This window comes from Micromonospora polyrhachis, assembly GCF_014203835.1.
GTDB lineage: Bacteria > Actinomycetota > Actinomycetes > Mycobacteriales > Micromonosporaceae > Micromonospora_H > Micromonospora_H polyrhachis.
This window is the reverse complement of the sequence record NZ_JACHJW010000001.1, coordinates 3,669,237-3,693,550: the sequence shown is the minus strand read 5'-3', so window position 1 is coordinate 3,693,550 and position 24,314 is coordinate 3,669,237. Positions and strand designations below refer to the sequence as shown.

Here is a 24,314-nt window from a genome sequence, read left to right as displayed (position 1 = left end):
CTGCGCGGTATGGCCACCGCCTCGGGTGGCCGGCCGGGATCGTAACGAGGAGGACCGACGTGACGCGCTCGATCAGGGGGGCCCGGCGGGCCGCGGTGCTGCTGGCCGGTACGGCGGCGACCGCCCTGCTGATGTCCGGCTGTGGGGCAGGCCAGATCGCCGAGACCGCCAACAAGGCGCCCAGCATCGACGGGATCAACGCCCAGACGGCGGATGGTGCCTTCAAGGTCCGCAACCTGTTGGTCAGCTACCAGGACCCGAAGGGATACCCGGCCGGCGGTGACGCGCCGATCCAGGTGGTGCTCTACAACGACTCGCCGAAGACGGTGACCGTAAAGGTCACCTCCGACAGTGGCAACGTCGTGGTGCTGGCGGACGGCGCGGCATCGGCGAGCCCGTCGGTGACCCCGGTCGAGCCCACGGCTACCGGAACTGCGGCACCGGACGGATCCGCCGTACCGGGTGCGTCGGCGACCGTGACTCCGCCCGAGGCCACCACGCCACCGGCCGCCCCCGCTGACGAGCCGGCCACGATCGAGATCGCGGCGAACAGCTACGCCGTCCTCAACCGGACCACCGGTCGCCACCTCCAGATCAAGGGCCTGAAGTCGGCACTGACCGCGGGTCAGTCGATCAACCTGGTCTTCAGCGTGGACGGCAAGGAACTGCGTACCCCGGCCTCAATCGCGGTGCCGCTCACCCCGAATCCAGAAGCGACCCCGCTGCAGCACGACGAGGGCAACGGGCACGGCTGAGCGCAGCCGTACGACACGGACAGTCGGCACCGGGCCGGCGTGGCGCAGACCACGCCGGCCCGGTTTCGTCGTAGGAGTTGGCTAGCGTCCAGGGGGTGACCTCCCGAGCCACCCCCCGGGGCGCCGCCACCCGCGCCCGCCCCGCGACCCGCGAAGCCCGGCCCGCCTACGAGTGCGACGCCTGCGGGCACCAGCCACCCAAGTGGGTTGGCCGCTGCCCGGAGTGCGGCGAGTGGGGATCGGTCGTCGAGTCGACCGTCACCGGCCCGACCGTCTCCGGCCGGGTGGTCAGCTCCCGGGCACCCGCCGAGCCCGCCCGACCGATCGCCACCATCAGCGCCGCGCCGGCCAAGGCCCGGCCGACCGGAGTGCCCGAGCTCGACCGGGTGCTCGGTGGTGGCCTGGTGCCCGGTGCGGTGGTGCTGCTGGCCGGTGAGCCGGGGGTCGGAAAGTCCACCCTGCTGCTCGACGTGGCCCAGCAGTGGGCAGTCGGGGCCGGCAGCCCGTCGCTCGTAGTAAGCGGCGAGGAGTCGGTCAGCCAGGTACGACTGCGCGCGGAACGGATGGGCACCCTGCACGAGCAGCTCTACCTCGCCGCCGAGAGTGACCTCGGGGCGGTCCTCGGCCACCTCGACGCGGTGAAGCCGGGGCTACTGGTGCTCGACTCGGTGCAGACCATCTCCATGCCCGGTGCCGAGGGCGTACCAGGCGGAGTGACCCAGGTCCGAGCGGTAACCGCCGCGCTGGTGGCGGTCGCCAAGGAGCGGGGCATCGCCACCGTGCTGGTCGGGCACGTCACCAAGGACGGCCAGGTCGCCGGACCCCGGGTGCTGGAGCACCTGGTCGACGTGGTGCTGCATTTCGAGGGTGACAAGCACTCCTCGCTCCGCATGGTGCGGGGGGTGAAGAACCGGTTCGGTGCCGCCGACGAGGTCGGTTGTTTCGAGATGCACGAGGGGGGCATCAGCAGCCTGGCCGATCCCTCCGGGCTCTTCCTCACCCGCTACTCCGAGCCGGTGCCGGGGACCTGCATCACGGTCTCGATGGAGGGCCGCCGCGCGTTGGTCACCGAGGTACAGGCGTTGATCGGGGCCACCGTCGCCGGGTCGCCCCGGCGTACCGTGTCCGGCCTCGACGGCGCGCGGCTGGCCATGGTCCTGGCGGTCCTGCAACGCCGCACCGAACGGCTCACCCTGCACGACCGGGAGGTGTTCGCCGCCACCGTCGGCGGCATCCGGGTGGTCGAGCCCGCCGCCGACCTGGCGGTGGCCCTCGCCGTCGCCTCCGGTGGCCTCAACCTCGCCCTCGCGCCGCACCTGGTGGCGATCGGTGAGGTCGGGCTGACCGGGGAGGTGCGTCGGGTGGGCGCGGTGCCCCGCCGGTTGGCCGAGGCGGCGCGGCTCGGTTTCCGGGTCGCTCTGGTGCCGCAGGGCTGCGGACCGGAGTCGACCGGGGTCACCCCCGAGGGCATGCGGGTGATGGAGGTCACCGACGTGCGTTCGGCTCTTCAGTGCGCTGCCCGGGCATCTGCGGAATGACCGGATGCGTCACCGGTCTACCGGATGCGCCGCTTCCCTACGCTGTTCATCGCATCGGCACCGCCGCCCCGATGTCCGAAACAGCCCGGTTGACGGGTGATTGGTGAGGGGGTCGGCGTCGGCGGCGGCGATCGCAACGGCGAAGGGAACGGACACAGTGGCACATCACAGTAACCACGACAGCACCGAACGCATGCCAGTCCGTAGACTGTCCGGGTGCCAGTCGACCGCGATGCTCACCGAGCCACGGATGGGAGTACCCATGTCCGGGCCGTTGCCGTCAACTCGACAGCCCGCACCGTCAGCGCCGGCATGACCATGAGTGGCTCCGGCGTAACCGGAGATCCGCTGCGCGCCAACCTTGCGCTGATGGCTCCGGGCACCGCACTCCGGGACGGCTTGGAACGGATTCTCCGGGGTCGTACCGGTGCGTTGATCGTGCTCGGCTACGACAAGATCGTCGAGACGCTCTGCACCGGCGGTTTCCCCCTCGATGTCGAGTTCTCTGCCACCCGGGTGCGCGAACTGTGCAAGATGGACGGCGCGGTCGTGCTCTCCAGCGACGGCACCCGGATCGTCCGCGCCGCGGTGCACCTGATGCCCGACCCGACCATCCCGACCGAGGAGTCCGGCACCCGGCACCGCACCGCGGAGCGGGTGGCCCGGCAGACCGGCTACCCGGTCATCTCGGTCAGCCAGTCGATGCGGATCATCAGCCTCTACGTCAGCGGCCAGCGTCACGTGCTCGACGATTCGGCGGCGATCCTGTCCCGGGCCAACCAGGCCCTCGCCACGCTGGAGCGATACAAGCTACGGCTGGACGAGGTCTCCGGCACGCTCTCCGCACTGGAGATCGAAGATCTGGTCACGGTCCGCGATGCTGTCGTGGTCGTCCAGCGGCTGGAGATGGTCCGCCGGATCGCCGACGAGATCGCGGGTTACGTCGTCGAGCTCGGCACCGATGGCCGGCTGCTCGCACTCCAACTCGACGAGCTGATGGCCGGGGTCGACGCCGACCGTACGTTGGTGATCCGCGACTACCTGCCCACCGGGCGCAAGGCCCGCACCCTCGACGAGGCGCTGGTCGAACTCGACCTGCTCAGCGCGATCGAGATGATCGACCTGGTCGCGGTGGCGAAGGCGATCGGGTATGCCGGGGCGTCGGACGCGCTTGACGGTGCGGTCAGCCCTCGGGGCTACCGCCTGCTCGCCAAGGTTCCCCGGCTGCCGGTCACGGTGGTGGATCGGCTCGTCAGCCACTTCGGCAGCCTGCAACGGCTACTCGGGGCGACGGTCGAGGACCTACAGGCGGTCGACGGGGTCGGCGACGCCCGCGCCCGTGGGGTTCGCGAGGGCCTGTCCCGGCTCGCCGAGGCGTCCATTCTGGAGCGGTACGTCTGACCCGTTCTGGTGCCGTACGTCCCGCCCGACTGCCGGCCCGGGTTGGGCCCTCCGCCGGGCGGTTGGCTCCCGCCCGGGGCAGGACGGCTAGCTGGTGACGACGAGCTTCATGGGCTCGCTGTGCTTGGTGCCGAGCCGGCCGAACAACTGGTACTCACCCGCGCGGACCACTTCTCCGTCCGCGAAGCCGTTGGTGCACTTGTTGCTGGCCTTGCCGTTCCAGGGCACCTCGAAGGTCTCCTCGTGCGCGGGCGGGAACGTCTTGACGTTGTTGCCTTTGGCGGTACCGCAGGTGTCGGAGGACCAGACGGTCTCCGCGCCGAGCTTCAGGTAGATCTCCTGAATGTCGGCGCCGACATCCAGCGTACAGCTCCGGCTGGAGACGTTCTTGATTTTGATCTTGAAGACGATCGTCACGCCGCGCTGCACGGTCGCGTTCGAGGCCGCCGGAACCACCGATACCTCGGCGTCGGTGCAGGTGACCCCGCCCGGGTCGGGAGCCCCCGCCGATGGTGTCGGGTCACCGGCGGACGTCGGCTGCACGTCGTCGCCGGGTGGCGCGCCGGTCTCCGGCGTGAGTGCCGCAGTCGGCTTCGACCCAACCGCCGGGCCGGCGGACGGACTCTCCTTGGCGGCCGGCTTGGAATCACCCGGGCCCCCGCACGAGTAGAGCAGCACGATCAGGAAGAGAATCCCCGCTCCAAGCACGACGGCTCGACGCCGCCAATAGACAGCGGGTGGCAGGGGGCCAACCGTCAGACGCATAATGCCCACACCGTATCGGGGCGAACCAGGTTGGCCCCGCAGGCGCGCCGGGCGGCCGGCCACCGGCGTGGAATCCCTTGGTACGACAGGCGATTCCCCATCACTGGTAGACCTTGCGTTGATAGACGGCGTGCGCTCCGGCGACCCGGTCGAGGAAGAGCAGACCGGAACAGTGGTCGATCTCGTGCTGCAGGGCGCGGGCCTCGAAGCCGTCCGTCACCAGTCGTACCGGAGCCCCGGTACCGGGTAGGAAACCGGCCACCACCAGCCGGCTCGCCCGCTTGACGTCACCGGTCAGGTCGGGCACGGACATGCACCCTTCCCGACCGGGTCGCGTCCGGCTGGCCTCGACGATCGTCGCGTTGCACAGCACGAACGTCCCGTGCACGGTGACCGCCTTCGGGTGCCCGGTCACGTCGACCGCGAAGACCTGTGCACCGACCCCGACCTGCGGCGCGGCCAACCCCACGCAGCCGGGCGAGACGCGCATGGTGGCGATCAGGTCGGCGGCGAGCCGGACCACCTCCCGGTCCGTCGGGTCCACCTCGGCTCCAGCCTGCCCCAGCACCTGACTCGGGGCGGTGACGACCGGCCGTACCTGCCCCGGCTCACCCAACGCCTCCGGTGTCCAGTCACCCAGACCGGTGTATTCGCCGCCGGTCACAGCAGATCCGAATCCGCGCGGCGCAGGGTCACCACCACGCCGAGCCCGGTGGCGACCTCGGTGAGTCGCCGGGACAGGTCGTCGGCCGTCCCAGGTGGCAGGTCCACCTCGGCCACGAGAACGTAGAGCGGCCCAGTGAGACGCGTGGTCAGGTCGGTCACGTTTCCCCCGGCCTCGGCCAGCACCCGGGTCACCGCAGCCACGATGCCCAGCCGGTCGGCCCCGTGCACCGCCATCAGGTAGGGCTCGCCAGTCGCCGTACTGGCCGATTCACCGCCGACCACCCGTACCGTGGTCAACAGCGGCCCGTCCTCGGCGAGTGGGGCCAACGCGGCCTCGGCCTCGGCGGCGGTCGGGCCGGTACACACGAGGGTCATGGCGAAGTGGCCCCGCAGCCGGGTCATGGTCGAGTCGGTGAGGTTCGCGCCCACCCGGGCGAGCACCTCCGCGACATCGGCCACGATGCCGGGTCGGTCCTGGCCGATCACGGTGATCGCGAGCTCGTTCATCCCGGCAGTCTGCCCGATAGACGAGGTCGCCCGTCTGTCGACCTGCCCGACCGGTCCACGGTACGGGACGCGGCACCCGACCCGGCGACGTGGCATGATCGGCGACGCGATGCCTGAGGAGACGTTCGCCGCCGCGACCATCCGGTGGTACGAGAAGAATGCCCGCGACCTGCCGTGGCGGGCGCCCGACGTGGGTGCCTGGGCGATCCTGGTCAGCGAGGTCATGCTGCAACAGACCCCGGTGGTACGGGTGCTGCCCGCCTGGCGGGCGTGGCTGGACCGCTGGCCGACTCCGGCCGCGTTGGCCGCCGACACCTCGGCCGAGGCGATCCGAATGTGGGGTCGGCTCGGCTACCCCCGGCGGGCACTGCGACTGTGGGAATGCGCGGTCGCGATCGTGGAGCGGCACGGTGGTGCGGTGCCGACCGACCTGGACGCGTTGTTGGCCCTGCCCGGGGTGGGCACCTACACGGCACGGGCGGTGGCGGCGTTCGCCTTCGGGCAACGCCACCCGGTCGTGGACACCAATGTCCGTCGGGTGGTGGCCAGGGCGGTGGCTGGCGAGCCCGACGCGGGACCCGCGACCCGTCCGGCCGATCTGGTCGCCACCGCCGCGCTGTTACCCGTCGAGCCAGCCGAGGCAGCCAAGGCCAGTGCCGCGTTCATGGAGCTGGGCGCCCTGGTCTGCACCGCCCAGGCTCCCCGATGCATCGACTGTCCACTGGTCGAACGCTGTGCCTGGCGGGCGTCCGGGCGTACCGTACCGCTGGGGCCGACCCGTCGCCCCCAGCGGTACGCCGGCACCGACCGGCAGGTACGGGGCCTGCTGCTGGCGGTGTTGCGCGAGACGACCGGCCCGGTGGCCCGGGACCGGTTGGACCTCGTCTGGGCGGATGCGACGCAGCGCGCCCGGGCACTGGCCAGCCTGATCGACGATGGTCTGGTGGAACGGATCGACGACCGGTTCGCGCTGGCCGGGGAGATGACCGGGACGGCAACGCCCCAGACGTGAAGGCCCCCAGACGTGAAGGCCCCCAGACGTGAAGGTCCCCGTGGCCGGGAGCCGCGCGGTGTGCACGGGCTCCGGTCACGGGGACCTTCTGTAACGCTGTCCTGTCGACTAGTCGTCGTCCTGCTGACTACTCGTGGGACTGTCGACTAGTCGTGGGACTGTCGACTACTCGTCGGCCCCAGCAGTGGCACCGAGATCGGCGGGCACCGCGTCCGGGACGTCGATCGGCTTGTCCGCACCTCGGAACACGAGCTTGGACTTGTCGATGTCCTCGGGGTCACCCTCGCAGTCGACGACCACGATCTGCCCCGGGGTCAACTCGTTGAACAGGATCCGCTCGGAGAGGTTGTCCTCGATGTCCCGCTGGATCGTCCGGCGCAGCGGCCGGGCACCCAGCACCGGATCGAAGCCCTTCTTCGCCAGGTACTTCTTGGCGTTGTCGGTCAACTCCAGACCCATGTCCTTGTTACGGAGCTGGGTCTCGATCCGCTGGATCATGATGTCCACGATCGACAGGATCTCGTCCTGGTTGAGCTGGTGGAACACGATCGTGTCGTCGATCCGGTTGAGGAACTCCGGCCGGAAGTGCTGCTTCAGCTCGTCGTTGACCTTCTGCTTCATCCGCTCGTAGTTGGACTCCTGGTCCTCCGATGCCTGGAAGCCCAGCGACACAGCCTTGGCAACGTCGCGGGTGCCCAGGTTGGTGGTCAGGATGATCACCGTGTTCTTGAAGTCCACGATGCGACCCTGACCGTCGGTGAGCCGACCGTCTTCGAGAATCTGGAGCAGGGTGTTGAACACGTCGGGGTGGGCCTTTTCGATCTCGTCGAACAGGACCACCGAGAACGGCCGACGCCGCACCTTCTCGGTCAGCTGGCCACCCTCGTCGTAGCCGACGTAGCCGGGAGGTGCACCCACCAGCCGAGACACGGTGTAGCGGTCGTGGAACTCGGACATGTCGAGCTGGATCAGCGCGTCCTCGGAACCGAACAGGAACTCGGCCAGGGCCTTGGACAGCTCGGTCTTACCGACCCCGGACGGGCCGGCGAAGATGAACGAGCCGGACGGCCGCTTCGGGTCCTTCAGACCGGCACGGGTACGCCGGATCGCCTTCGACACCGCCTTCACCGCGTCCAGCTGGCCGACGACCCGCTTGTGCAGCTCGTCCTCCATGCGCAGCAGTCGAGCGGTCTCCTCCTCGGTCAGCTTGTAGACCGGGATGCCGGTCCAGTTGGCCAGGACCTCGGCGATCTGCTCGTCGTCGACCTCGGACACCACGTCCAGGTCGCCGGCCTTCCACTCCTTCTCCCGCTGCGCCTTCTGACCCAGCAGCTGCTTCTCCTTGTCCCGCAGCTGCGCGGCCCGCTCGAAGTCCTGCGCGTCGATCGCCGACTCCTTGTCACGGCGCACCTGGGCGATGCGCTCGTCGAAGTCCCGCAGGTCTGGCGGAGCGGTCATCCGGCGGATCCGCATCCGGGCACCGGCCTCGTCGATCAGGTCGATCGCCTTGTCCGGCAGGAACCGGTCGGAGATGTACCGGTCGGCCAGGGTCGCCGCCGCCACGAGGGCAGCGTCGGTGATGGAGACCCGGTGGTGGGCCTCGTAACGGTCCCGCAGCCCCTTGAGGATCTCGATGGTGTGCGCCAGGGACGGCTCACCCACCTGGATCGGCTGGAACCGGCGCTCCAGCGCGGCGTCCTTCTCCAGGTGCTTACGGTATTCGTCGAGGGTCGTCGCACCGATGGTCTGCAGCTCACCGCGGGCCAGCATCGGCTTGAGGATGCTCGCCGCGTCGATCGCGCCCTCCGCGGCACCCGCCCCGACCAACGTGTGAATCTCGTCGATGAAGAGGATGATGTCGCCCCGGGTACGGATCTCCTTGAGCACCTTCTTGAGGCGCTCCTCGAAGTCACCCCGGTAGCGCGAACCGGCCACCAGGGCACCCAGGTCCAGGGTGTAGAGCTGCTTGTCCTTCAGCGTCTCCGGCACCTCGCCCTTGATGATCTTCTGGGACAGGCCCTCCACCACGGCGGTCTTACCCACGCCGGGCTCACCGATCAACACGGGGTTGTTCTTGGTGCGGCGGGACAGCACCTGCATGACCCGCTCGATCTCCTTCTCCCGCCCGATCACCGGGTCGAGCTTGCCCTCCCGGGCAGCCTGGGTCAGGTTACGACCGAACTGGTCGAGCACCAGCGACGTCGACGGCGCGGCCTCACCCGATGCCGTACCGGCGGCTGCGGGCTCCTTGCCCTGGTAGCCCGAGAGCAGCTGGATCACCTGCTGACGCACCCGGTTCAGGTCGGCACCGAGCTTCACCAGCACCTGGGCCGCGACGCCCTCGCCCTCCCGGATCAGACCGAGCAGGATGTGCTCCGTACCGATGTAGTTGTGGCCGAGCTGTAGCGCCTCGCGCAGCGACAGCTCCAGCACCTTCTTGGCCCGGGGCGTGAACGGGATGTGCCCACTCGGTGCCTGCTGGCCCTGACCGATGATCTCTTCCACCTGCTGGCGGACGCCCTCCAGGGAGATGCCCAGGCTCTCCAGAGCCTTGGCCGCCACGCCCTCACCCTCGTGGATGAGACCCAACAGGATGTGTTCCGTACCGATGTAGTTGTGGTTGAGCATCCGGGCCTCTTCCTGGGCCAGGACGACAACCCGTCGCGCTCGGTCGGTGAACCGCTCGAACATGCCCTCGTGCTCCTCACGTGCCGTGCGCCAGTGTTCTTGGCGGGGCCAGTGCCCAGGCGTCCAGGACGGACGCCCGCGCTCCCTTACTCTATCGCCGTGGACCGACTCGTCCGATGCCCTGCGCGCCCGATCGAGCCTTGTACGACGATGTTTTAGCCAACTGTCCGCGCTCAGCGGGTGTTCCTCGACCCCCGGCTGTACGCGCAGAGCGAAATTCGACCTGCGGTACGAACGCTCGCCAGCGCCGCCGACCCTCGTCCACAGGCTGTGGATGAACTCTCCACTGGTTGTGGATAACGCCGGACTGGCCGGGATCCTTCCCGTCCCCGTGGGCGCGACCGGATCGGGCCCGGGGCACGGCAGGCCGAGTGGATCAAGGCTGGGTCATGGCCGGGTCAGGCCCGGTTTGCCCGGGGCCAAGGCTGGCCGGGCGGTCGCCCGGACCAGTGGATGCCGCCGGACGGATATGAAAAAACCAACGCCGGACCCGGTGCGGCTCACCCGCGTTCCGGATCCGGCGTAGCCCCGGTCGGTCGTATTCGACTCAGCGGCCGGCCTTGGCGTGGTACTCGTCGACGATCTCCTGCGGGATTCGCCCACGGTCGGAGATCTCCCGCCCTTCTTTCTTGGCCCACGCCCGGATCGCCTTGTTCTGCTCCCGGTCGGCAGTGGCCCCGCCGCGGCCCCGGGCAGCCCGGCCACCGATGACCACACCACCGCGGCCCACCTTCGAGCCGGCTGTCACGTACGGGGCAAATAGCTCCCGCAATTTCTCGGCGTTCTTGTCCGAGAGGTCGATCTCATACTGAACGCCGTCGAGCGAGAACTTGACGGTCTCGTCCGCGTCTCCGCCGTCCAGGTCATCGACCAGCTTGTGAATGATCTGCTTGGCCACGTGCCACGTTCCTTTCGAGCAGGTTCTCCCGCAAACAAGAGCACAATAGCGCTTTAGATGCGCAGCAAGTCAATAGGACCCGGAAACTACGCAACAAGAACGGGGTGACTACTCCGCGCGGACCAACGGGAAGAGGATCGTTTCCCGAATTCCGAGCCCGGTCAGGGCCATCAGAAGTCGGTCGATTCCCATTCCCATGCCGCCGGACGGCGGCATTCCGTACTCCATCGCCCGCAGAAAGTCCTCGTCCAGGCGCATCGCCTCATCGTCGCCCCGCGCCGCGAGCTGGGCTTGGGCCACCAGCCGTTGCCGCTGCACGACGGGGTCGACAAGCTCCGAGTAGGCCGTTCCCAACTCAAATCCAAGGACGTACAGATCCCATTTCTCAGTTAGCCCGGGCTGGTCGCGGTGGCCGCGGGTGAGCGGGCTGGTCTCCTCCGGGTAGTCCCGCACGAACGTGGGCTCCCGCAACCCCGGTACGACCAGTTCCTCGAAAAGCTCCTCGGCGAGCTTGCCCGGTCCCCACTTCGGGTCGACCGAGAGCCCCACCTTTTCGGCGTACTGCACGAGGCGGGCTCGGTCGGTCCGCACTGTCACCTCTTCACCGAGCGCCTCGGAGAGCACGCCGTAGAGGGTCACCGATCGCCACTGGCCACCCAGGTCCAGTTCGGTGCCGTCGGCGTGCGTCACGACATGCGACCCGGCGACCGCGAGGGCGGCTTCCTGCACGAGTTCCCGGGTCAGGGCGGCCATGGTGTCGTAGTCACCGTATGCCTCGTACACCTCGAGCATCGCGAACTCGGGAGAGTGTGAAGAGTCGACCCCTTCATTACGGAAGTTGCGGTTGATCTCGAAGACCCGGTCGATGCCACCGACCACCGCCCGCTTGAGGAAAAGCTCGGGGGCGATTCGGAGATACAGATCGGTGTCGAGCGCATTGCTGTGCGTCACGAATGGTCGGGCGGCGGCCCCACCATGGACCAGCTGGAGCATCGGGGTTTCAACTTCCATGAAACTCCGGGCATGCAGCGAGTCACGGAGGCTGCGTACGGTCGTCGCCCGGGTCCGCACCATCTCTCGCGCCTGCGGGCGAACGATCAAGTCGACGTACCGCTGCCGGACCCGGGCCTCCTCGCTGAGCGGCTTGTGCGCCACCGGCAATGGCCGCAACGCCTTCGCGGTAATCGCCCAGGAGTTGGCAAGTACGGACAACTCGCCGCGTCGGCTACTGATCACCTCGCCGGTGACCCCGACGTGATCGCCGAGATCCACCTGACGCTTCCACTCCTCCAGCCGCTCGGCACCGACCTTGTCCAGCGAGAACATCGCCTGCAGCTCTGTGCCGTCGCCGTCCCGCAGGGTCGCGAAGCACAGCTTGCCGGTGTTGCGCTGAAAGATCACCCGGCCGGTGAGGGAGACCACGTCCCCGGTGGCGGTGTCGGTCGGTAGGTCGGCGTACCGGGCCCGGATCTCGGCCAGCGTGGCAGTACGCGGATAGCCCACCGGGTACGCCTCGACGCCGTCAGCGAGCAGGCGGTCCCGCTTCTCCCGGCGGATCCGCATCTGCTCAGGGAGATCATCGGCGGGGTCGACTGGCACGGCGGTTCGCTCGGTCACGGCACGCTTCCTTGGCAGAAGAATTCGGTGGGGTCAGGGTCCGAGCGTACTCAAATGCCTTGGCGGCGGTCATCGGGATAACCTCGCGCCCATGATCGATCAAGCGGCGGCAATGTCCTTCGGCGGCGCGGCGGCCGCCTACGACCTCGCCACCCCGGGCACGACAGCGCTTCCTGGGGCGGCGGAGGCGATACCGGTCGCCGACGGGACGGTCGACGCGATCGTCGCCGGGCAGGCGTACCACTGGTTCGACCGGGAGCGAGCACACGCCGAGGCCGCACGGCTGATCCGGACAGGCGGAACGTTTGGCACTATCTGGAACAGTCGCGACGAAACCGTACCGTGGGTGGCCGCTCTCACCGCGGTCTTCGACCGGCTCGAACCGGATACAAGGGCCGATCGGGACGCAGAGGCCGATCGGGACGCAGAGGCCGAGCGAGACACAGCCGCCGAGCGGGGTATCCGGGACGATGCCCCGACGATCCACTCCTTCAGTGACCGGTTCGGCCCGGTCGAGCGGGCCGAGTTCCGCCACTGCACCACCCACACGGTGGAGAGCCTGGTCGGAATGATCACCACCCGCTCGTACTACCTCACCGCCACGCCCCAGCGACGACAACAGGTCGAGCAGGCGGTCCGGGACCTCGCCACGAGCCACCCGGACCTGGCCGGACGGGAGACGTTCGAACTGCCGTACCGGACCACCTGCTTCCGGGCCCGTCGGCGCTAGGAGTGCCGTGGCACGCGTGGTCAGGTGTTGCGCTCGTAGACCATCCGCAGCCCGATCAAGGTGATCATCGGCTCGTGGTGGGTGATCGTGCGGCACTCGCCGGCCACCAGCGAGGCCAGACCGCCGGTGGCGATCACCGCCCGCACCCCACCACCGAGTTCCTCGATCATCCGCTCCACGATCCGGTCGACCTGACCGGCAAAGCCGAAGTACAGACCGGCCTGGAGACACTCCACCGTGTTCTTGCCGATTACCGACCGAGGCTTGGTCGCCTCCACCTTGCGCAGCTGGGCGGCCCGGGCGGCGAGCGCGTCGAAGGAGATTTCGATACCGGGTGCGAACGCACCACCGAGGAACTCACCCCGGGCGCTGATCACGTCGAAGTTGGTGGTCGTGCCGAAGTCGACCACGATCGACGGGCCACCGAAGAGAGTGTGCGCGGCCAGGGTGTTCACCACCCGGTCGGCACCGACCTCCTTGGGGTTGTCGATGGCCAACTGCACACCGGTCTTCACCCCCGGCTCGACGATCACGTTGGGCAGGTCGCCGTAGTAGCGGGCGAGCATGCTGCGCAGCGAGCGCAACGCCGCCGGGACGGTGGAACAGGCCGCCACCCCGGTGATCTCCACCGCGTCACTGGCGAGTAACCCACGCAACTTGAGACCCAGCTCGTCGGCGGTCGACCGGGCGTCGGTCTTGATCCGCCAGGAGTGGACGAGCTTGTCACCGTCGAAGGTCGCCAGGACGGTATTGGTGTTACCGATGTCGATACACAGCAGCATGCGTCAGTCCCGGGGCCTGAGGTCCAAAGCGATGTCCAAGATAGGCGACGAATGGGTCAGCGCCCCGACGGACAGGTAGTCCACGCCGGTCGCGGCGTACTCGGCCGCCCGGTCCAGGGTCAACCCGCCGGTGGCCTCCAGCTCGGCCCGGTCACCCACCGCCGCCACCACCTCGCGGAGCTGGGCCGGGTCCATGTTGTCGCAGAGCAGGAAGTTCGCCCCCGCCTCTACCGCCTCGACCGCCTCCGCCGTAGTGGTGACCTCCACCTGGATCGGCACCTGGGGGAACATCTGACGCACCCGATGGTAGGCGGGTGCGATGCCACCAGCCGCGAGTTTGTGGTTGTCCTTGATCATCGCGACGTCGTAGAGGCCCATCCGCTTGTTGGTGCCGCCGCCGGCCCGTACCGCGTACTTCTCCAGGGTCCGTAGACCCGGGGTGGTCTTGCGGGTGTCCAGCACCATCGCCTTGGTACCGGCCAGCTCGTCGGCCCAGGCCCGGGTGTGGGTCGCCACGCCGGACATCCGGCTGAGCAGGTTGAGCGCCGTCCGCTCGGCGGTCAGCAACGACCGGGTCGGGCCGGTCACCGTGGCCAGCACGTCGCCGCGCGCCACCCGCGCGCCGTCGCGGGCCTCGACCACCACCTCGACGGTACGGTCGGTCGCCGGCAGCTCGAATGCCGCCGTCGAGGTCAGCTCGTGCGCCAGCTCGAACACCGCCGCCGCCACGGCCAGCCCGGCCACCACCCCGTCGGCCCGCGCCACCACCTCAGCCATGTCGACCTGGTCCATCGGGATCGTCGCAAGGCTGGTCACGTCGACCAGATCCGGACCGAGGTCCTCGGCCAGCGCCCCGCGCACGATCGCCTCGACGTCCGCCGGGACGAGCCCTCCGGCCTGCAATGCCTCCACCGTGGACTTCTTCACCGCGCCGCCTCCCAATCCTGCCCCAACATGCCGTCCGCTCCGATCGAACCCACCAGATGACCAAGCCACCCGTCGTCCGCCGCCTGGAAGTCCTCCCGCCAGTGGCAGCCCCGGGTCTCCTGCCGGGCGTACGCGGCAGCCACCAACGCCGAGGCCACGGTGAGCAGGTTGGTCGCCTCCCAGCTCGCGGTCTTCGGCCGTCCCCGCCGCTGCCCGAGGGCGATCAGCTCGGCGGCCGTCATGCGCAACGAGTCGGCGGACCGGAGCACCCCCGCGCCCCGGGTCATGGCGCGGGCCAGCCCGGGACGGATCGCCGGGTCCACCACCGAACCCGAGCCGCCCTGCCAGGCCCCGCCCGGGGCCGGGTCGACCTGCGGCGGCAGGTCCCGGGCGATGTCCTGGGCGATCCGCCGGGCGAAGACCAACCCTTCCAGCAGCGAGTTGCTGGCCAGCCGGTTCGCCCCGTGTACGCCCGTGCACGCGACCTCACCGCAGGCGTACAGCCCGGGGATCGAGGTGCGGCCAACCAGGTCGGTACGGACCCCACCGGAGGCGTAGTGCGCGGCCGGCGCGACCGGGATCAGGTCGGCGGCCGGGTCGACCCCGATGGCCCGACAGGAGGCGACGATCGTGGGGAATCGCTGGTCGAGGAACTCCCCGCCCAGGTGCCGTGCATCCAGATAGACGTGATCGACGTTGTCGGCCAGCATCACCCGGTGGATGCCCTTCGCCACGATGTCCCGGGGAGCCAACTCGGCCAACTCGTGCTGGCCGACCATGAACCGCTTACCGTCCCCGTCGACCAGATACGCGCCCTCACCCCGTAGCGCCTCCGACACCAGGGGCTGCTGCGCCGCGTCCGGCCCGTTCGGCAAGCTACTCGCGGCAGCCGACCCGTCCGCCCCGCCGGTCGCGGCAGCCGACCGGACCAGGGCCGTCGGGTGGAACTGCACGAACTCCACGTCGGTCACGGCGGCACCGGCGCGCATCGCCAGCGCCACTCCGTCACCGGTGGAGACCGCCGGATTGGTGGTCGCCGCGAAGACCTGCCCCATCCCGCCCGTGGCCAGTACGACCGCCCGGGCGAGGATCGCACCCACCCCGTCCTCGCTGCCCTCGCCGAGCACGTGCAGGGTGATGCCGCAGGCCCGACCGGGCTGGTCCGGTCCGGCGCCGGGGGCGCGCAGCAGGTCGAGGACGAGGGCGTGCTCGAACAGCCGGATCCAGGGGTCCCGCCCGACCGCGGCGTGCAGGGCACGTTGGACCTCGGCACCGGTCGCGTCACCACCGGCGTGCACGATCCGGTTGGCCCGGTGTCCGCCCTCCCGGGTCAGCATCAGCGAGCCGTCCGGGTGGCGGTCGAACTCCGCGCCGACCCGCATCAACTCGCGCAGCCTGGTCGGCCCTTCGGCCACCAGCACCTGCACCGCTGCCGGGTCGCAGAGCCCGACGCCAGCGATCTCCGTGTCCAGGGCGTGCGCAGCCGGGGTGTCCAGTGGATCCAGTACGGCCGCGATGCCACCCTGCGCCCAGCGGGTCGAGCCGTCGTCAATGTTGACCTTGGTCACGACCGTGACGTGCAGACCCGCCTCGCGCAGGTTCAGAGCGGCGGTGAGTCCGGCGATACCCGATCCGATCACGACCACGTCGGTGGTCTCCACCCAGCCGGGTGCTGGTGCCGCAAGCAGGGTGGGCAACGCGGGTAGGTCGAGGGTCGGCAGGTGCATCCCCACAGTGAACCCCGCCCACCCGGTGGCCGGATGGGCGGGGGCAGAGAAAGTGGGCCAGCGCGCTACCGGATCGGCAGTGCGGAAGAGCCGGCATCCTTGAGCGATTTGGTCAGCGTACGGTCGCTGAGCCACAGGAAGCAGCGCACGCCCCGGTTGCCCATCTTCCATCCCGTCGAGCCTCCGGCCAGCGCCACCACCCCGGTGCGGTACCGCAGTTTGTCATCCGACGGCAGGTCGACGTACTCGGCCACCACCTTGCGGCACTCGTCGTAGAACCGGCTCCAGTCACTGTCCTTCGTCGGGTACGACATCTCCGGGGCCTGCCAGGTACCGACGTACTCGGTGTTGTGCGCCTGGGTGCACTCGGTCGGGGTCATCGTGTCGATGCGTCCGGAGACGGTCTTGCTCTGATAGCAGCCGAGGCTGAGCGGGGACGGGCTGGCCAGGGCCCCCTTCAGGCTGCCGGTCCGACTCTCCGGATCCTTGTCACCGTCGACCTCGGCCACCTCGATCAGGTCGCACCGGAACCAGCGGGCCCCACCGGACCACGCCTGGCTCGTCGGCTTGGCCACCGTGAGCCAGAGCCGGCCGTCCCGCCACTGGGCCCCGACGTACTCGGTCGCCTTGGCGTCGCACTCGGCGTAGGCGGCCTGGAACTCGGCCGAGTCGTCCTCGGGCGAAGAACTGGAGTCACCGGTGAACTTGCCGACGTAGATGGTCTCCTGGCGATGCTTGGCGGAGCAGTCGACCGGGGCGAAGTCGGCGGCGCTCGGGGTGTCGTCGAAGCTGCTCTCGTCGTGGCAGACCTCGGCCGGCGGAGTGAAGGAGGTCAGCTCGGGCAGCGCGGCCCAGTCGTCGACCAGGTCACCGTCCGCCCCGCCGGGAGCCCCACAGGCGGTCAGCAGCAGACCGGCCGTACCGGCCAGAGCCACAGTGGTCAACCAGCGACGCATGGTGTTCCTCCCCCAAGGGCACGGTCCAAACCTCTTGCAGCCTACGACAGCCATGCGAGTCTGGCCGATGTGCCATGAGTTTAGGAAGGACCCTTCCCATACAGAAAACGATAGGAAGGGTCCCTTCCTAACCTCAATTCGTGAGGGCGAGGTCGCTGCGTACCGGATCACCCGTCATGCCGGGCACCGCCTCGGCGGGGTCGGCGCCCAGGTCGATGATCCGGTTGTCGGCGTCGACATGCACGATCCTCGGCTGGTACGACCGCGCGGTGGCGTCGTCCATCTGCCCGTAGGAGATCAGGATGACCAGGTCACCGGGGTGCACCAGGTGGGCGGCGGCACCGTTGATCCCGATCACCCCGCTGCCCCGTTCGCCCGGGATCACGTACGTCTCCAGCCGGGCACCGTTGGTGATGTCCACGATGGCCACCTGCTCGCCCGGAATCAGGTCGGCGGCATCGAGCAGATCCGCGTCCACCGTGACCGAGCCGACGTAGTGCAGATCCGCCTGGGTCACCGTGGCCCGGTGGATCTTCGACTTCAACATGGTGCGGAACATCAGCATTCCTTCTCGTCGATCAGGCATTCAGTGCGGACAATGGGTTCGGACCGAGTTCGACGGCCAGGTTGTCGATCAGGCGGGTGTCGCCGACCCAGGCCGCCACCAGTAACCGCGCCGGTCCGTTCTCAGGCCCCGGCTCCAGATCTGGGTTGGTCAAGGCCAGATAGTCCAGCCGGACATCGGCCGGAGCGTCGGCGAAGACCCGGTGTCCGGCGGCGAGGACGCCTTCGCCGTCCGCGCCGGCCTCGGCCGCCGCCACACCAGCCTGCAACGCCGCCGAGAGCAACAACGCCGCCCGCCGCTGCTCTGGTGAGAGATAACGGTTGCGGCTGGAGAGCGCCAACCCGTCCGACTCCCGGACCGTGGGCACCCCGACGATCTCCACCGGCACGTCCAGGTCCCGGACCATCCGGCGGATCAGCGTCAACTGCTGGTAGTCCTTCTCACCGAAGAACGCCAGGTCCGGCTGGACCAGATGGAACAGCTTCAGCACCACGGTCAGGACGCCCTCGAAGAACCCTGGCCGGCTACCCCCCTCCAGGTCGCCGCCGGGGACACCCGGATCGACCCGGACGGTGGGCTCGCCGTACGGGTACATCTCGGCCCGGGGCGGTGCAAAGACCAGGTCGACCCCGGCCCGGCGGCAGACCTCCAGGTCGGTGTCGAGGGTACGGGGATACCGATCGAAGTCCTCGTTCGGACCGAACTGGAGCGGGTTGACGAAGATCGTCGCCAGCACGTGGTCGGCGCGTTCCCTGGCCGCCCGCAGCAACGACTCGTGACCGGTGTGCAGGGCCCCCATGGTCATCACCACCGCGACGGTGCCCGTCAGCTCGGCCCGCCGGCCGGCCAGTTCGGCCCGGGTCCGTACGACCTCGGTCATGCCGCACCGGGTCCGCTCGTCATCGCGCACATCATGTCCACTGATGCCCCCGTTCCGCCTCGCTCATGGCACCGCTTCCCGGTGCCGGTTGGCCAGTACCTCCAGCAGCGACTCGGCGTCGGCGGGCCGGAGCCGCCCGGCGGCGATCGCCCGGTCGGCGGTCCGCCGGGCCAGCGCCAGGTAGCCGGGAACCGACTCCGGTGCGGTGCCGGCGAGTCGGTCCAGGTGCCGTGCCACGGTGCCGGCGTCACCCCGCGAGACCGGGCCGGTCAGCGCCGCATCGCCGAGCCGCAACGCGTTCTCCAGGGCCGCCCCCAGCAGCGGGCCGAGCACCTTCACCGGGTCCGCCACCCCCGCGTCACGCAGCCGGTCCGCCGCCTCGTTGACGAGGGTGACCAGGTGGTTCGCCCCGTGGGCCAGTGCCGCGTGATAGAGCGCCCGGTCCCGTTCCGCCACCCACTCCGGTACGCCACCCAGGTCGGCGACCAGGCGAGCGGCGAACGGACGTAGCTCGGCGGGGGCGGTCACGCCGTACGAGATGCCGGGCAGTCGGGCCAGGTCGTCGGCGGTACCGGTGAACGTCATCGCCGGGTGTACGGCCAGCGGCCGGGCCCCGACCCGCACCGCCGGTTCCAGCACGGTCAGCCCGTGGGCACCGGAGGTGTGCAGTACGACCTGCCCCGGTCGCAGCGCCCCCACCTCGGCCAGTCCGGTCACCACCGAGGCGAGTGAATCGTCCGGTACCGCGATCACCAGCAGATCGGTCGCGGCCCGGGCCACCTCGTCGGCGGGGAGATTGACGGTCCCGGGTAGCAGTTGGGCGATCCGGGTCCGGGCGGCGGTGGAGAGCCCCGAGGCTGCGACGATCGGATGGCCGGTACGACCCAGCGCGGCGGCGAGCACCGCGCCCACCCGACCGGCACCGATCACGCCGGTGGTGAGATGGCGGCCGGGGCGGTCCTGGTCGACCGAAGGTGCACCGGCCGACATGGTGGCCCCGCTGGAGCCAGCCGGAAGCGGACGCAGCGGTGCGTTCATAGCGATGATCCAGTCCTCGGGAGTGGGTACCGGTCGATCGCAAGTATGCTCCGCCCGCGCGGAAGCCAGACAAGGATGTGTGAAAACCTTCACCACCGCTGCGGGTCCGCCGCCGGCCTGGGACCGTCCGGCGTCACCGGTCAGCCCGTAGCCTCTGGTGATGCCCCTCACCTGGCGGAATGCGATGGCCACCGCGCTGTACGGACCGGACGGCTTCTTCGTCGGCGGTGCCGGACCGGCGGCACACTTCCGGACCAGCGTGCACGCCTCTCCCGCGTTCGCGACGGCGATGCTCCGGGTGCTCGACCAGTTGGACGAGGCACTCGGCCGGCCCGACCGACTGGATGTGGTCGACGTCGGCGCGGGTCGGGGCGAGTTGCTCACCGCCCTGGTCGGGTACGCCCCGTCCGGGCTGCGCCGCCGGCTCCGGCTGACCGCCGTGGAACTCGCTCCCCGACCGGAGCCGCTGCCGGCGGAGATCGAGTGGCGCGATGTCCCGCCCGACGGGGTGACCGGTCTGTTACTCGCCACCGAGTGGCTGGACAACGTACCTCTCGACGTGGTCGAACCCGTACCGCGGCAACCGGTCACGACCGGATCGGCCACGCCGAGCGACCCAGCCGCGAGTAGGCCACCTGCGGCGGGCGACCCGACCGGAAACGAGTCAGCCGTAAGCGACCCGGCCAGAAGCGAGTCGGCCGTAAGCGAGTCGGTGGGCGAGACCGCCGGCTGGCGACGGCTCATGGTCGATCCGACGTCCGGGGTCGAGTCGCCGGGTCCGGCGGTCGATCCGGCCGAGGCCGAGTGGCTGGCCACCTGGTGGCCGGAGGCACCGGGCGGGCGAGCCGAGCTGGGCCTGTCCCGGGACATCGCCTGGGCCGGGGCGGTGGCCCGGATCCACCGAGGGCTGGCGCTCTGCGTCGACTACGGCCACCTGGCCGGAAACCGGCCGGCGGGCGGGAGCCTCACCGGCTTCCTGGGCGGCCGGCAGGTGCCACCGATCCCGGACGGGTCCCGGGACATCACCGCGCACGTCGCCATCGACTCGGCGGCGGCGGCCGGCTCAGTGGCGGCCGGGCTGCCGTACACGCTGCTCACCCAGCGGGAGGCGATGCGGGCGCTCGGGGCCGACGGCGGACGCCCCCCGCTGGCGCTGGCCAGCACCGACCCCGCCGGCTACGTCCGAGCGCTGGCCGCCGCCTCGGCGGTGGCCGAACTGACCGACCCGGCCGGCCTCGGCGGCCACTGGTGGCTGCTCCAGCCGGTCGGTGTGGACCCGGCGACGCTCATGGCACGATGGCGGACATGACCACCGAGACCGGAGCGCTGCGCGAGTTGACCGTCGGCACCGGAGCGGGTCTGGTCGCCGGTATCTCCGACGACCGGCAGCAGCTCGGCACCGACATGGTGCTCAACATCGGGCCACAGCACCCGTCCACGCACGGGGTACTCCGGCTCAAACTGGTGCTGGACGGCGAGCGGGTGGTCTCCTGCGAGCCCATCGTCGGCTACATGCACCGGGGCGCGGAGAAGCTCTTCGAGGTACGCGACTACCGGCAGATCCTCGTGCTGGCCAACCGGCACGACTGGCTCTCCGCCTTCTCCAACGAGCTGGGCGTGGTGCTCGCCGTCGAACGGCTGATGGGCATCGAGGTGCCGGAGCGGGCGATCTGGCTACGTACCGCGCTGGCCGAGCTGAACCGGGTGCTCAACCACCTGATGTTCCTCGGCTCCTACCCCATGGAGATCGGCGCGATCACGCCGATGTTCTACGCGTTCCGCGAGCGCGAGACGCTCCAGGCGGTGATGGAGGAGGCCAGCGGAGGCCGGATCCACTACATGTTCAACCGGATCGGTGGGCTCAAGGAGGAGGTTCCGGCCGGGTGGACCCGCCGGGCCCGAGAGGCGATCGGCGAGGTCCGCCGGCGGATGCCGGACCTGGACAACGTGATCCGGCGTAACGAGATCTTCCTGGCCCGTACCGTCGGGGTGGGGGTGCTCACCGCCGAGCAGGCCGCCGCGTTCGGGGCCTCCGGCCCGGTCGGCCGCGCCTCCGGTCTCGACCTCGACCTGCGCCGCGACGATCCCTATCTGGCGTACGGGTCGCTGGACGTGCCGTTGGTGAACCGTACGACCGGCGACTGTCATGCCCGGTTCGAGGTGCTGCTCGACCAGGTGTACGTCTCGCTCGACCTCGCCGAGCAGTGCCTCGACCGGGTGGACCAGTTGACCGGCCCGGTGAACGTCCGCCTGCCGAAGGTGGTGAAGGCCCCGGAGGGGCACACCTACGCGTGGACCGAGAATCCGCTCGGCATCAACGGCTACTACCTCGTCTCCCGGGGCGAGAAGACCCCGTGGCGGCTCAAGCTGCGCACCGCGTCGTACGCCAACGTGCAGGCGCTCGCCACACTGCTTCCGGGCTGCCTGGTGCCGGACCTGATTGCCATCCTCGGTTCGATGTTCTTCGTCGTGGGCGACATCGACAAGTAGCTGTCCTACGCTGACCGGCTCAGTGAGCCGCGCTGGTCAGCGCCAACCGAGCCGCCGTAGTCAGCGCCAGCGGGTGTCGTCTGGCGGCCCCTGGCTCCGGTCGGTGCCAGGACCGCCCTCCACCCGGCGGGCCCCCCCGGCCCGAGGTACGTCGTCCAGCGGTGGATAGCCGTACGCTTCGTCGTCGCCGGCACGGCGGGAACGCAACGGATCCCGATCCGGCCCGTCCCAGGTCGGCGGCCGTGGTCCGACCGGCCCGCTCGGCTCGGCCACGGTCCGGTGGCCACCCGACCGTTGGCCGCCGGGGCGCAGGCTCGACCAGTAGCCATCCTCTTCGGGTGTGTCCTCGTCACGGCCGTACCGACCGGCTCCTGGGCCGGCCGCGCTCGGTCGGTCCTCGGCACGCTGGTCGGGCCAGGGGCCCTCGTCCGGACCGCCGGCGCGCCGGCCCCGAGACGGCGACTCGGACCAGTCGTCGGCGGTGCCGTGGCGCTGCCCCCTGCCGCCGTAGGTGCTACCGCCGTAGGTGTTGCCACCGCCGTAGACGTTGCCGGTGTCGGGCTCGTGCGGGCCGACGGCGGCCTGCCGAGCGGCCGGCGAGGCCTCTTCGGCGGGCCGGACCGCCGCCGACGGCACGTGCTGCCTCGCTGGCGGGACATCTGTCGAGGCAGCGGCCCGCCGACCTGTCCGGGACGGCCCGGCAACCGCTCCGCCGAGCCCACCCGGTACGTCCGCTCCTGGTGCCCCGTTGTGGGCACCGGCCGAACCGTACTGGGTCGGGACCGCTACCGACCCGGCCTGGTGGCCGACCCTGGCCGGTTTGGCTGCTCCGTGGGCCTCCAGCGGCTCTCCTCGACCGGGCCGGACCTGGTCGTGGGGGCCCCGTGACGCCTCGACGCTCTGGTAGAGGACCTGCAGCTTCTCGCCGAACGCCTTGTGCGTCGCGCGGGCCGCGGTCTCGATGTCCTTGCGGAGGCTCCCGCGCAGTTCCTCGATCTCGTCGAAGACCAGTTCCTCAAGTTCGTCACGCAGCGCATCGGCCGAGGGGCGCAACGCGATCGACAACCCGATCAGCACGACGGTGAGGATGGCCAGCACGGCGGCAATCCGCAGCACCGCGTTTCCATCCGCCACCAGCAGCAACAACGCCGCGATCGGGGCCAGCCCGACACCGGCCCAGAAGAGCATGGTGAGCAGTGGTTTACGGCGCGACTTTTCGATGGCTTCCGGGGAAGGCATGGAAATGGAGCCTACCCACAGTTCCTGAATGACGCGAAACGCGGCCGGCACCACGGGTGGTACCGGCCGCGCGTCGGCCCCAGTCGTCGGCCGGTCCTCGGCGACCGGCCGACGAGTCAATCAGCTGGTGGCGAGGGTGCCATCGGTGGAAAAGACCAGGCCAACGCTGGCCTTTCCGGTCTTCAGGGCGGACTGGGTCTGCGGGCCGCCCGCGTCGAGGGAGCTGAACGAACCGGCCTTGAAGTCGTAGACCTGAACCAGCCCGGCCTGGCACTTGGGGCGCTGCGGACACTCCGGCGGTCCGGCCAGCACGGTGGCCTTGCCGGAGCACTTGGCAGCCAGTTCCGAGAGCGTTCGTACGCCGTACTTGTCGGCGAACTCCCGGGTTACCGCAAAGGCGTTCTGGGTCTGCGCGGCGGATGGGGCGCCGAAGACGAGACCGCTCTTCTCACCCAAGGCCCGAAGGCCGGTGACGGTCTTGTCCACGTCTGGGTCGGAGACCGCCGGCGCGTTGGCCCCGTTGAGCTTCCCGTTGAGGAAGTCCGCCATCGTGGCGGCGTACTCCGGCACCACCTGGATCTCGCCCTTCTCCAGCGCCTGGGCGTACAGCTCGCGGTTACCGATCTGCTGGACCTCGACCTGGTAGCCGGCGGCGGTGAGCACGATCCGGTACAGGTCACCGAGGATCTGGCTCTCCTTGAAGTTGGCCGCACCGACGACGATCGACCCGCCCGGCCCCTTGGCGAGGCCGGCGGTCAGGTCGTTGGCGGTGGCAAACTCCTCGGCGGCGACCTTCGGGGTCTTACGGTCGATGTCGACCGCCTTGTTGAGCTTGATCATTTTCTCGGTGTCGAGCGTGGCCGAGACCTTGTCGAGTGCCGCGATCAGCGCCGGGTTGGCGGCCTTGGCGTTGATCGCCGGGATGATGTTGTCGGCATTCTGGAGCTTCTTGTCGTCGGTGAGGACGACGAGTTGACTGCCGGCAATCGGAGCACAACCGGCCCCGGCCGCCTCGGTGTCCGGAGCTTGGGTACCGGAGGAACCGGCGTCCCCACAGCCGGTAAGGAATCCCGCGGCGGCGAGCGCGCCCACCGCACCTATCACCAAACGTGTTCCCGCGCGCATGACCGCCC

The 24,314-nt window shown here is 69.8% G+C and carries 22 protein-coding genes; 7 read left to right on the top strand and 15 right to left on the bottom strand.

Going from position 1 to position 24,314, the window contains the following annotated elements; all coding sequences use genetic code 11:
* The first annotated feature begins 59 nt into the window (after positions 1 to 59).
* The 3 genes from FHR38_RS16075 (at position 60) to disA (ending at position 3,694) form a co-directional block, all read left to right on the top strand.
* The gene (locus FHR38_RS16075; protein ID WP_184535436.1) at positions 60 to 755 is read left to right on the top strand and encodes a hypothetical protein; all 696 of its coding nucleotides are present in this window, start codon (positions 60 to 62) and stop codon (positions 753 to 755) included.
* A gap of 95 nt (positions 756 to 850) precedes the next feature.
* Entirely contained in the window at positions 851 to 2,293 is a 1,443-nt protein-coding gene (radA, locus tag FHR38_RS16070; RefSeq protein WP_184535435.1) for a DNA repair protein RadA, read from the top strand.
* 216 nt (positions 2,294 to 2,509) lie between these two features.
* Positions 2,510 to 3,694, top strand: a complete 1,185-nt coding sequence (gene disA / locus FHR38_RS16065; RefSeq protein ID WP_184535434.1) for a DNA integrity scanning diadenylate cyclase DisA — start codon at positions 2,510 to 2,512, stop codon at positions 3,692 to 3,694.
* Between the two features lie 87 nt (positions 3,695 to 3,781).
* Here disA and FHR38_RS16060 read toward each other — a convergent pair whose 3' ends face one another.
* The 3 genes from FHR38_RS16060 to FHR38_RS16050 all read right to left on the bottom strand — a co-directional run bounded on the left by FHR38_RS16060 (position 3,782) and on the right by FHR38_RS16050 (position 5,632).
* The gene (locus FHR38_RS16060) at positions 3,782 to 4,459 is read right to left on the bottom strand and encodes a hypothetical protein (protein ID WP_184535433.1); all 678 of its coding nucleotides are present in this window, start codon (positions 4,457 to 4,459) and stop codon (positions 3,782 to 3,784) included.
* Between the two features lie 100 nt (positions 4,460 to 4,559).
* Positions 4,560 to 5,123 carry a peptide deformylase gene (locus FHR38_RS16055; protein ID WP_184535432.1) on the bottom strand — a complete coding sequence of 188 codons (564 nt, stop codon included), beginning with the start codon at positions 5,121 to 5,123 and terminating at the stop codon, positions 4,560 to 4,562.
* Positions 5,120 to 5,632: a glycine cleavage system transcriptional repressor gene (locus tag FHR38_RS16050; RefSeq protein ID WP_184535431.1), complete on the bottom strand. Its 513-nt coding sequence runs from the start codon at positions 5,630 to 5,632 to the stop codon at positions 5,120 to 5,122. Before FHR38_RS16050 ends, FHR38_RS16055 begins: the two co-directional genes overlap by 4 nt.
* Positions 5,633 to 5,741: 109 nt before the next feature.
* Between FHR38_RS16050 and FHR38_RS16045 the strand changes: the two genes are divergently transcribed.
* Positions 5,742 to 6,644 (top strand): HhH-GPD family protein, encoded by a 903-nt coding sequence (locus FHR38_RS16045; protein ID WP_246446569.1) that lies wholly within the window; start codon positions 5,742 to 5,744, stop codon positions 6,642 to 6,644.
* Between the two features lie 165 nt (positions 6,645 to 6,809).
* Here FHR38_RS16045 and FHR38_RS16040 read toward each other — a convergent pair whose 3' ends face one another.
* From FHR38_RS16040 to lysS, 3 genes are all read right to left on the bottom strand, one after another.
* Complete coding sequence (locus FHR38_RS16040; RefSeq protein WP_184535429.1) at positions 6,810 to 9,335, bottom strand: ATP-dependent Clp protease ATP-binding subunit; 2,526 nt, start codon at positions 9,333 to 9,335, stop codon at positions 6,810 to 6,812.
* 544 nt (positions 9,336 to 9,879) lie between these two features.
* The gene (locus FHR38_RS16035) at positions 9,880 to 10,230 is read right to left on the bottom strand and encodes a histone-like nucleoid-structuring protein Lsr2 (RefSeq protein WP_184535428.1); all 351 of its coding nucleotides are present in this window, start codon (positions 10,228 to 10,230) and stop codon (positions 9,880 to 9,882) included.
* Positions 10,231 to 10,338: 108 nt separating this feature from the next.
* Positions 10,339 to 11,847: a lysine--tRNA ligase gene (gene lysS, locus FHR38_RS16030; RefSeq protein ID WP_184535427.1), complete on the bottom strand. Its 1,509-nt coding sequence runs from the start codon at positions 11,845 to 11,847 to the stop codon at positions 10,339 to 10,341.
* Between the two features lie 91 nt (positions 11,848 to 11,938).
* Between lysS and FHR38_RS16025 the strand changes: the two genes are divergently transcribed.
* Entirely contained in the window at positions 11,939 to 12,577 is a 639-nt protein-coding gene (locus tag FHR38_RS16025; RefSeq protein ID WP_184535426.1) for a methyltransferase domain-containing protein, read from the top strand.
* Between the two features lie 20 nt (positions 12,578 to 12,597).
* Here the strand turns inward: FHR38_RS16025 and FHR38_RS16020 are convergent, their stop codons facing one another.
* The 7 genes from FHR38_RS16020 to FHR38_RS15990 all read right to left on the bottom strand — a co-directional run bounded on the left by FHR38_RS16020 (position 12,598) and on the right by FHR38_RS15990 (position 19,452).
* Entirely contained in the window at positions 12,598 to 13,359 is a 762-nt protein-coding gene (locus FHR38_RS16020) for a type III pantothenate kinase (RefSeq protein WP_184535425.1), read from the bottom strand.
* A gap of 3 nt (positions 13,360 to 13,362) precedes the next feature.
* Positions 13,363 to 14,286, bottom strand: a complete 924-nt coding sequence (nadC, locus tag FHR38_RS16015) for a carboxylating nicotinate-nucleotide diphosphorylase (protein WP_184535424.1) — start codon at positions 14,284 to 14,286, stop codon at positions 13,363 to 13,365.
* Complete coding sequence (locus tag FHR38_RS16010; RefSeq protein WP_184535423.1) at positions 14,283 to 16,013, bottom strand: L-aspartate oxidase; 1,731 nt, start codon at positions 16,011 to 16,013, stop codon at positions 14,283 to 14,285. The genes nadC and FHR38_RS16010 overlap by 4 nt, the downstream gene beginning before the upstream one ends.
* A 65-nt stretch (positions 16,014 to 16,078) precedes the next feature.
* Positions 16,079 to 16,969 carry a septum formation family protein gene (locus FHR38_RS16005; RefSeq protein WP_184535422.1) on the bottom strand — a complete coding sequence of 297 codons (891 nt, stop codon included), beginning with the start codon at positions 16,967 to 16,969 and terminating at the stop codon, positions 16,079 to 16,081.
* Positions 16,970 to 17,102: 133 nt separating this feature from the next.
* Positions 17,103 to 17,528 (bottom strand): aspartate 1-decarboxylase, encoded by a 426-nt coding sequence (gene panD, locus FHR38_RS16000; protein ID WP_184535421.1) that lies wholly within the window; start codon positions 17,526 to 17,528, stop codon positions 17,103 to 17,105.
* A 19-nt stretch (positions 17,529 to 17,547) separates the two neighbouring features.
* Complete coding sequence (panC, locus tag FHR38_RS15995) at positions 17,548 to 18,414, bottom strand: pantoate--beta-alanine ligase (RefSeq protein ID WP_184539741.1); 867 nt, start codon at positions 18,412 to 18,414, stop codon at positions 17,548 to 17,550.
* Between the two features lie 63 nt (positions 18,415 to 18,477).
* The gene (locus tag FHR38_RS15990; RefSeq protein WP_376771409.1) at positions 18,478 to 19,452 is read right to left on the bottom strand and encodes a Rossmann-like and DUF2520 domain-containing protein; all 975 of its coding nucleotides are present in this window, start codon (positions 19,450 to 19,452) and stop codon (positions 18,478 to 18,480) included.
* A gap of 160 nt (positions 19,453 to 19,612) precedes the next feature.
* On the opposite strand from FHR38_RS15990, the gene FHR38_RS15985 reads away from it, so the two are divergent.
* Both FHR38_RS15985 and FHR38_RS15980 read left to right on the top strand, forming a co-directional pair.
* Positions 19,613 to 20,761 carry an SAM-dependent methyltransferase gene (locus FHR38_RS15985; RefSeq protein ID WP_184535420.1) on the top strand — a complete coding sequence of 383 codons (1,149 nt, stop codon included), beginning with the start codon at positions 19,613 to 19,615 and terminating at the stop codon, positions 20,759 to 20,761.
* Positions 20,749 to 21,942 carry an NADH-quinone oxidoreductase subunit D gene (locus tag FHR38_RS15980; protein ID WP_184535419.1) on the top strand — a complete coding sequence of 398 codons (1,194 nt, stop codon included), beginning with the start codon at positions 20,749 to 20,751 and terminating at the stop codon, positions 21,940 to 21,942. The genes FHR38_RS15985 and FHR38_RS15980 overlap by 13 nt, the downstream gene beginning before the upstream one ends.
* A 60-nt stretch (positions 21,943 to 22,002) precedes the next feature.
* Here the strand turns inward: FHR38_RS15980 and FHR38_RS15975 are convergent, their stop codons facing one another.
* Both FHR38_RS15975 and FHR38_RS15970 read right to left on the bottom strand, forming a co-directional pair.
* Entirely contained in the window at positions 22,003 to 23,181 is a 1,179-nt protein-coding gene (locus FHR38_RS15975; protein WP_184535418.1) for a hypothetical protein, read from the bottom strand.
* A gap of 120 nt (positions 23,182 to 23,301) precedes the next feature.
* A complete protein-coding gene (locus FHR38_RS15970; protein ID WP_184535417.1) occupies positions 23,302 to 24,306 on the bottom strand; it encodes a glycine betaine ABC transporter substrate-binding protein in 1,005 nt (334 codons plus the stop codon).
* Positions 24,307 to 24,314: the final 8 nt, after the last annotated feature.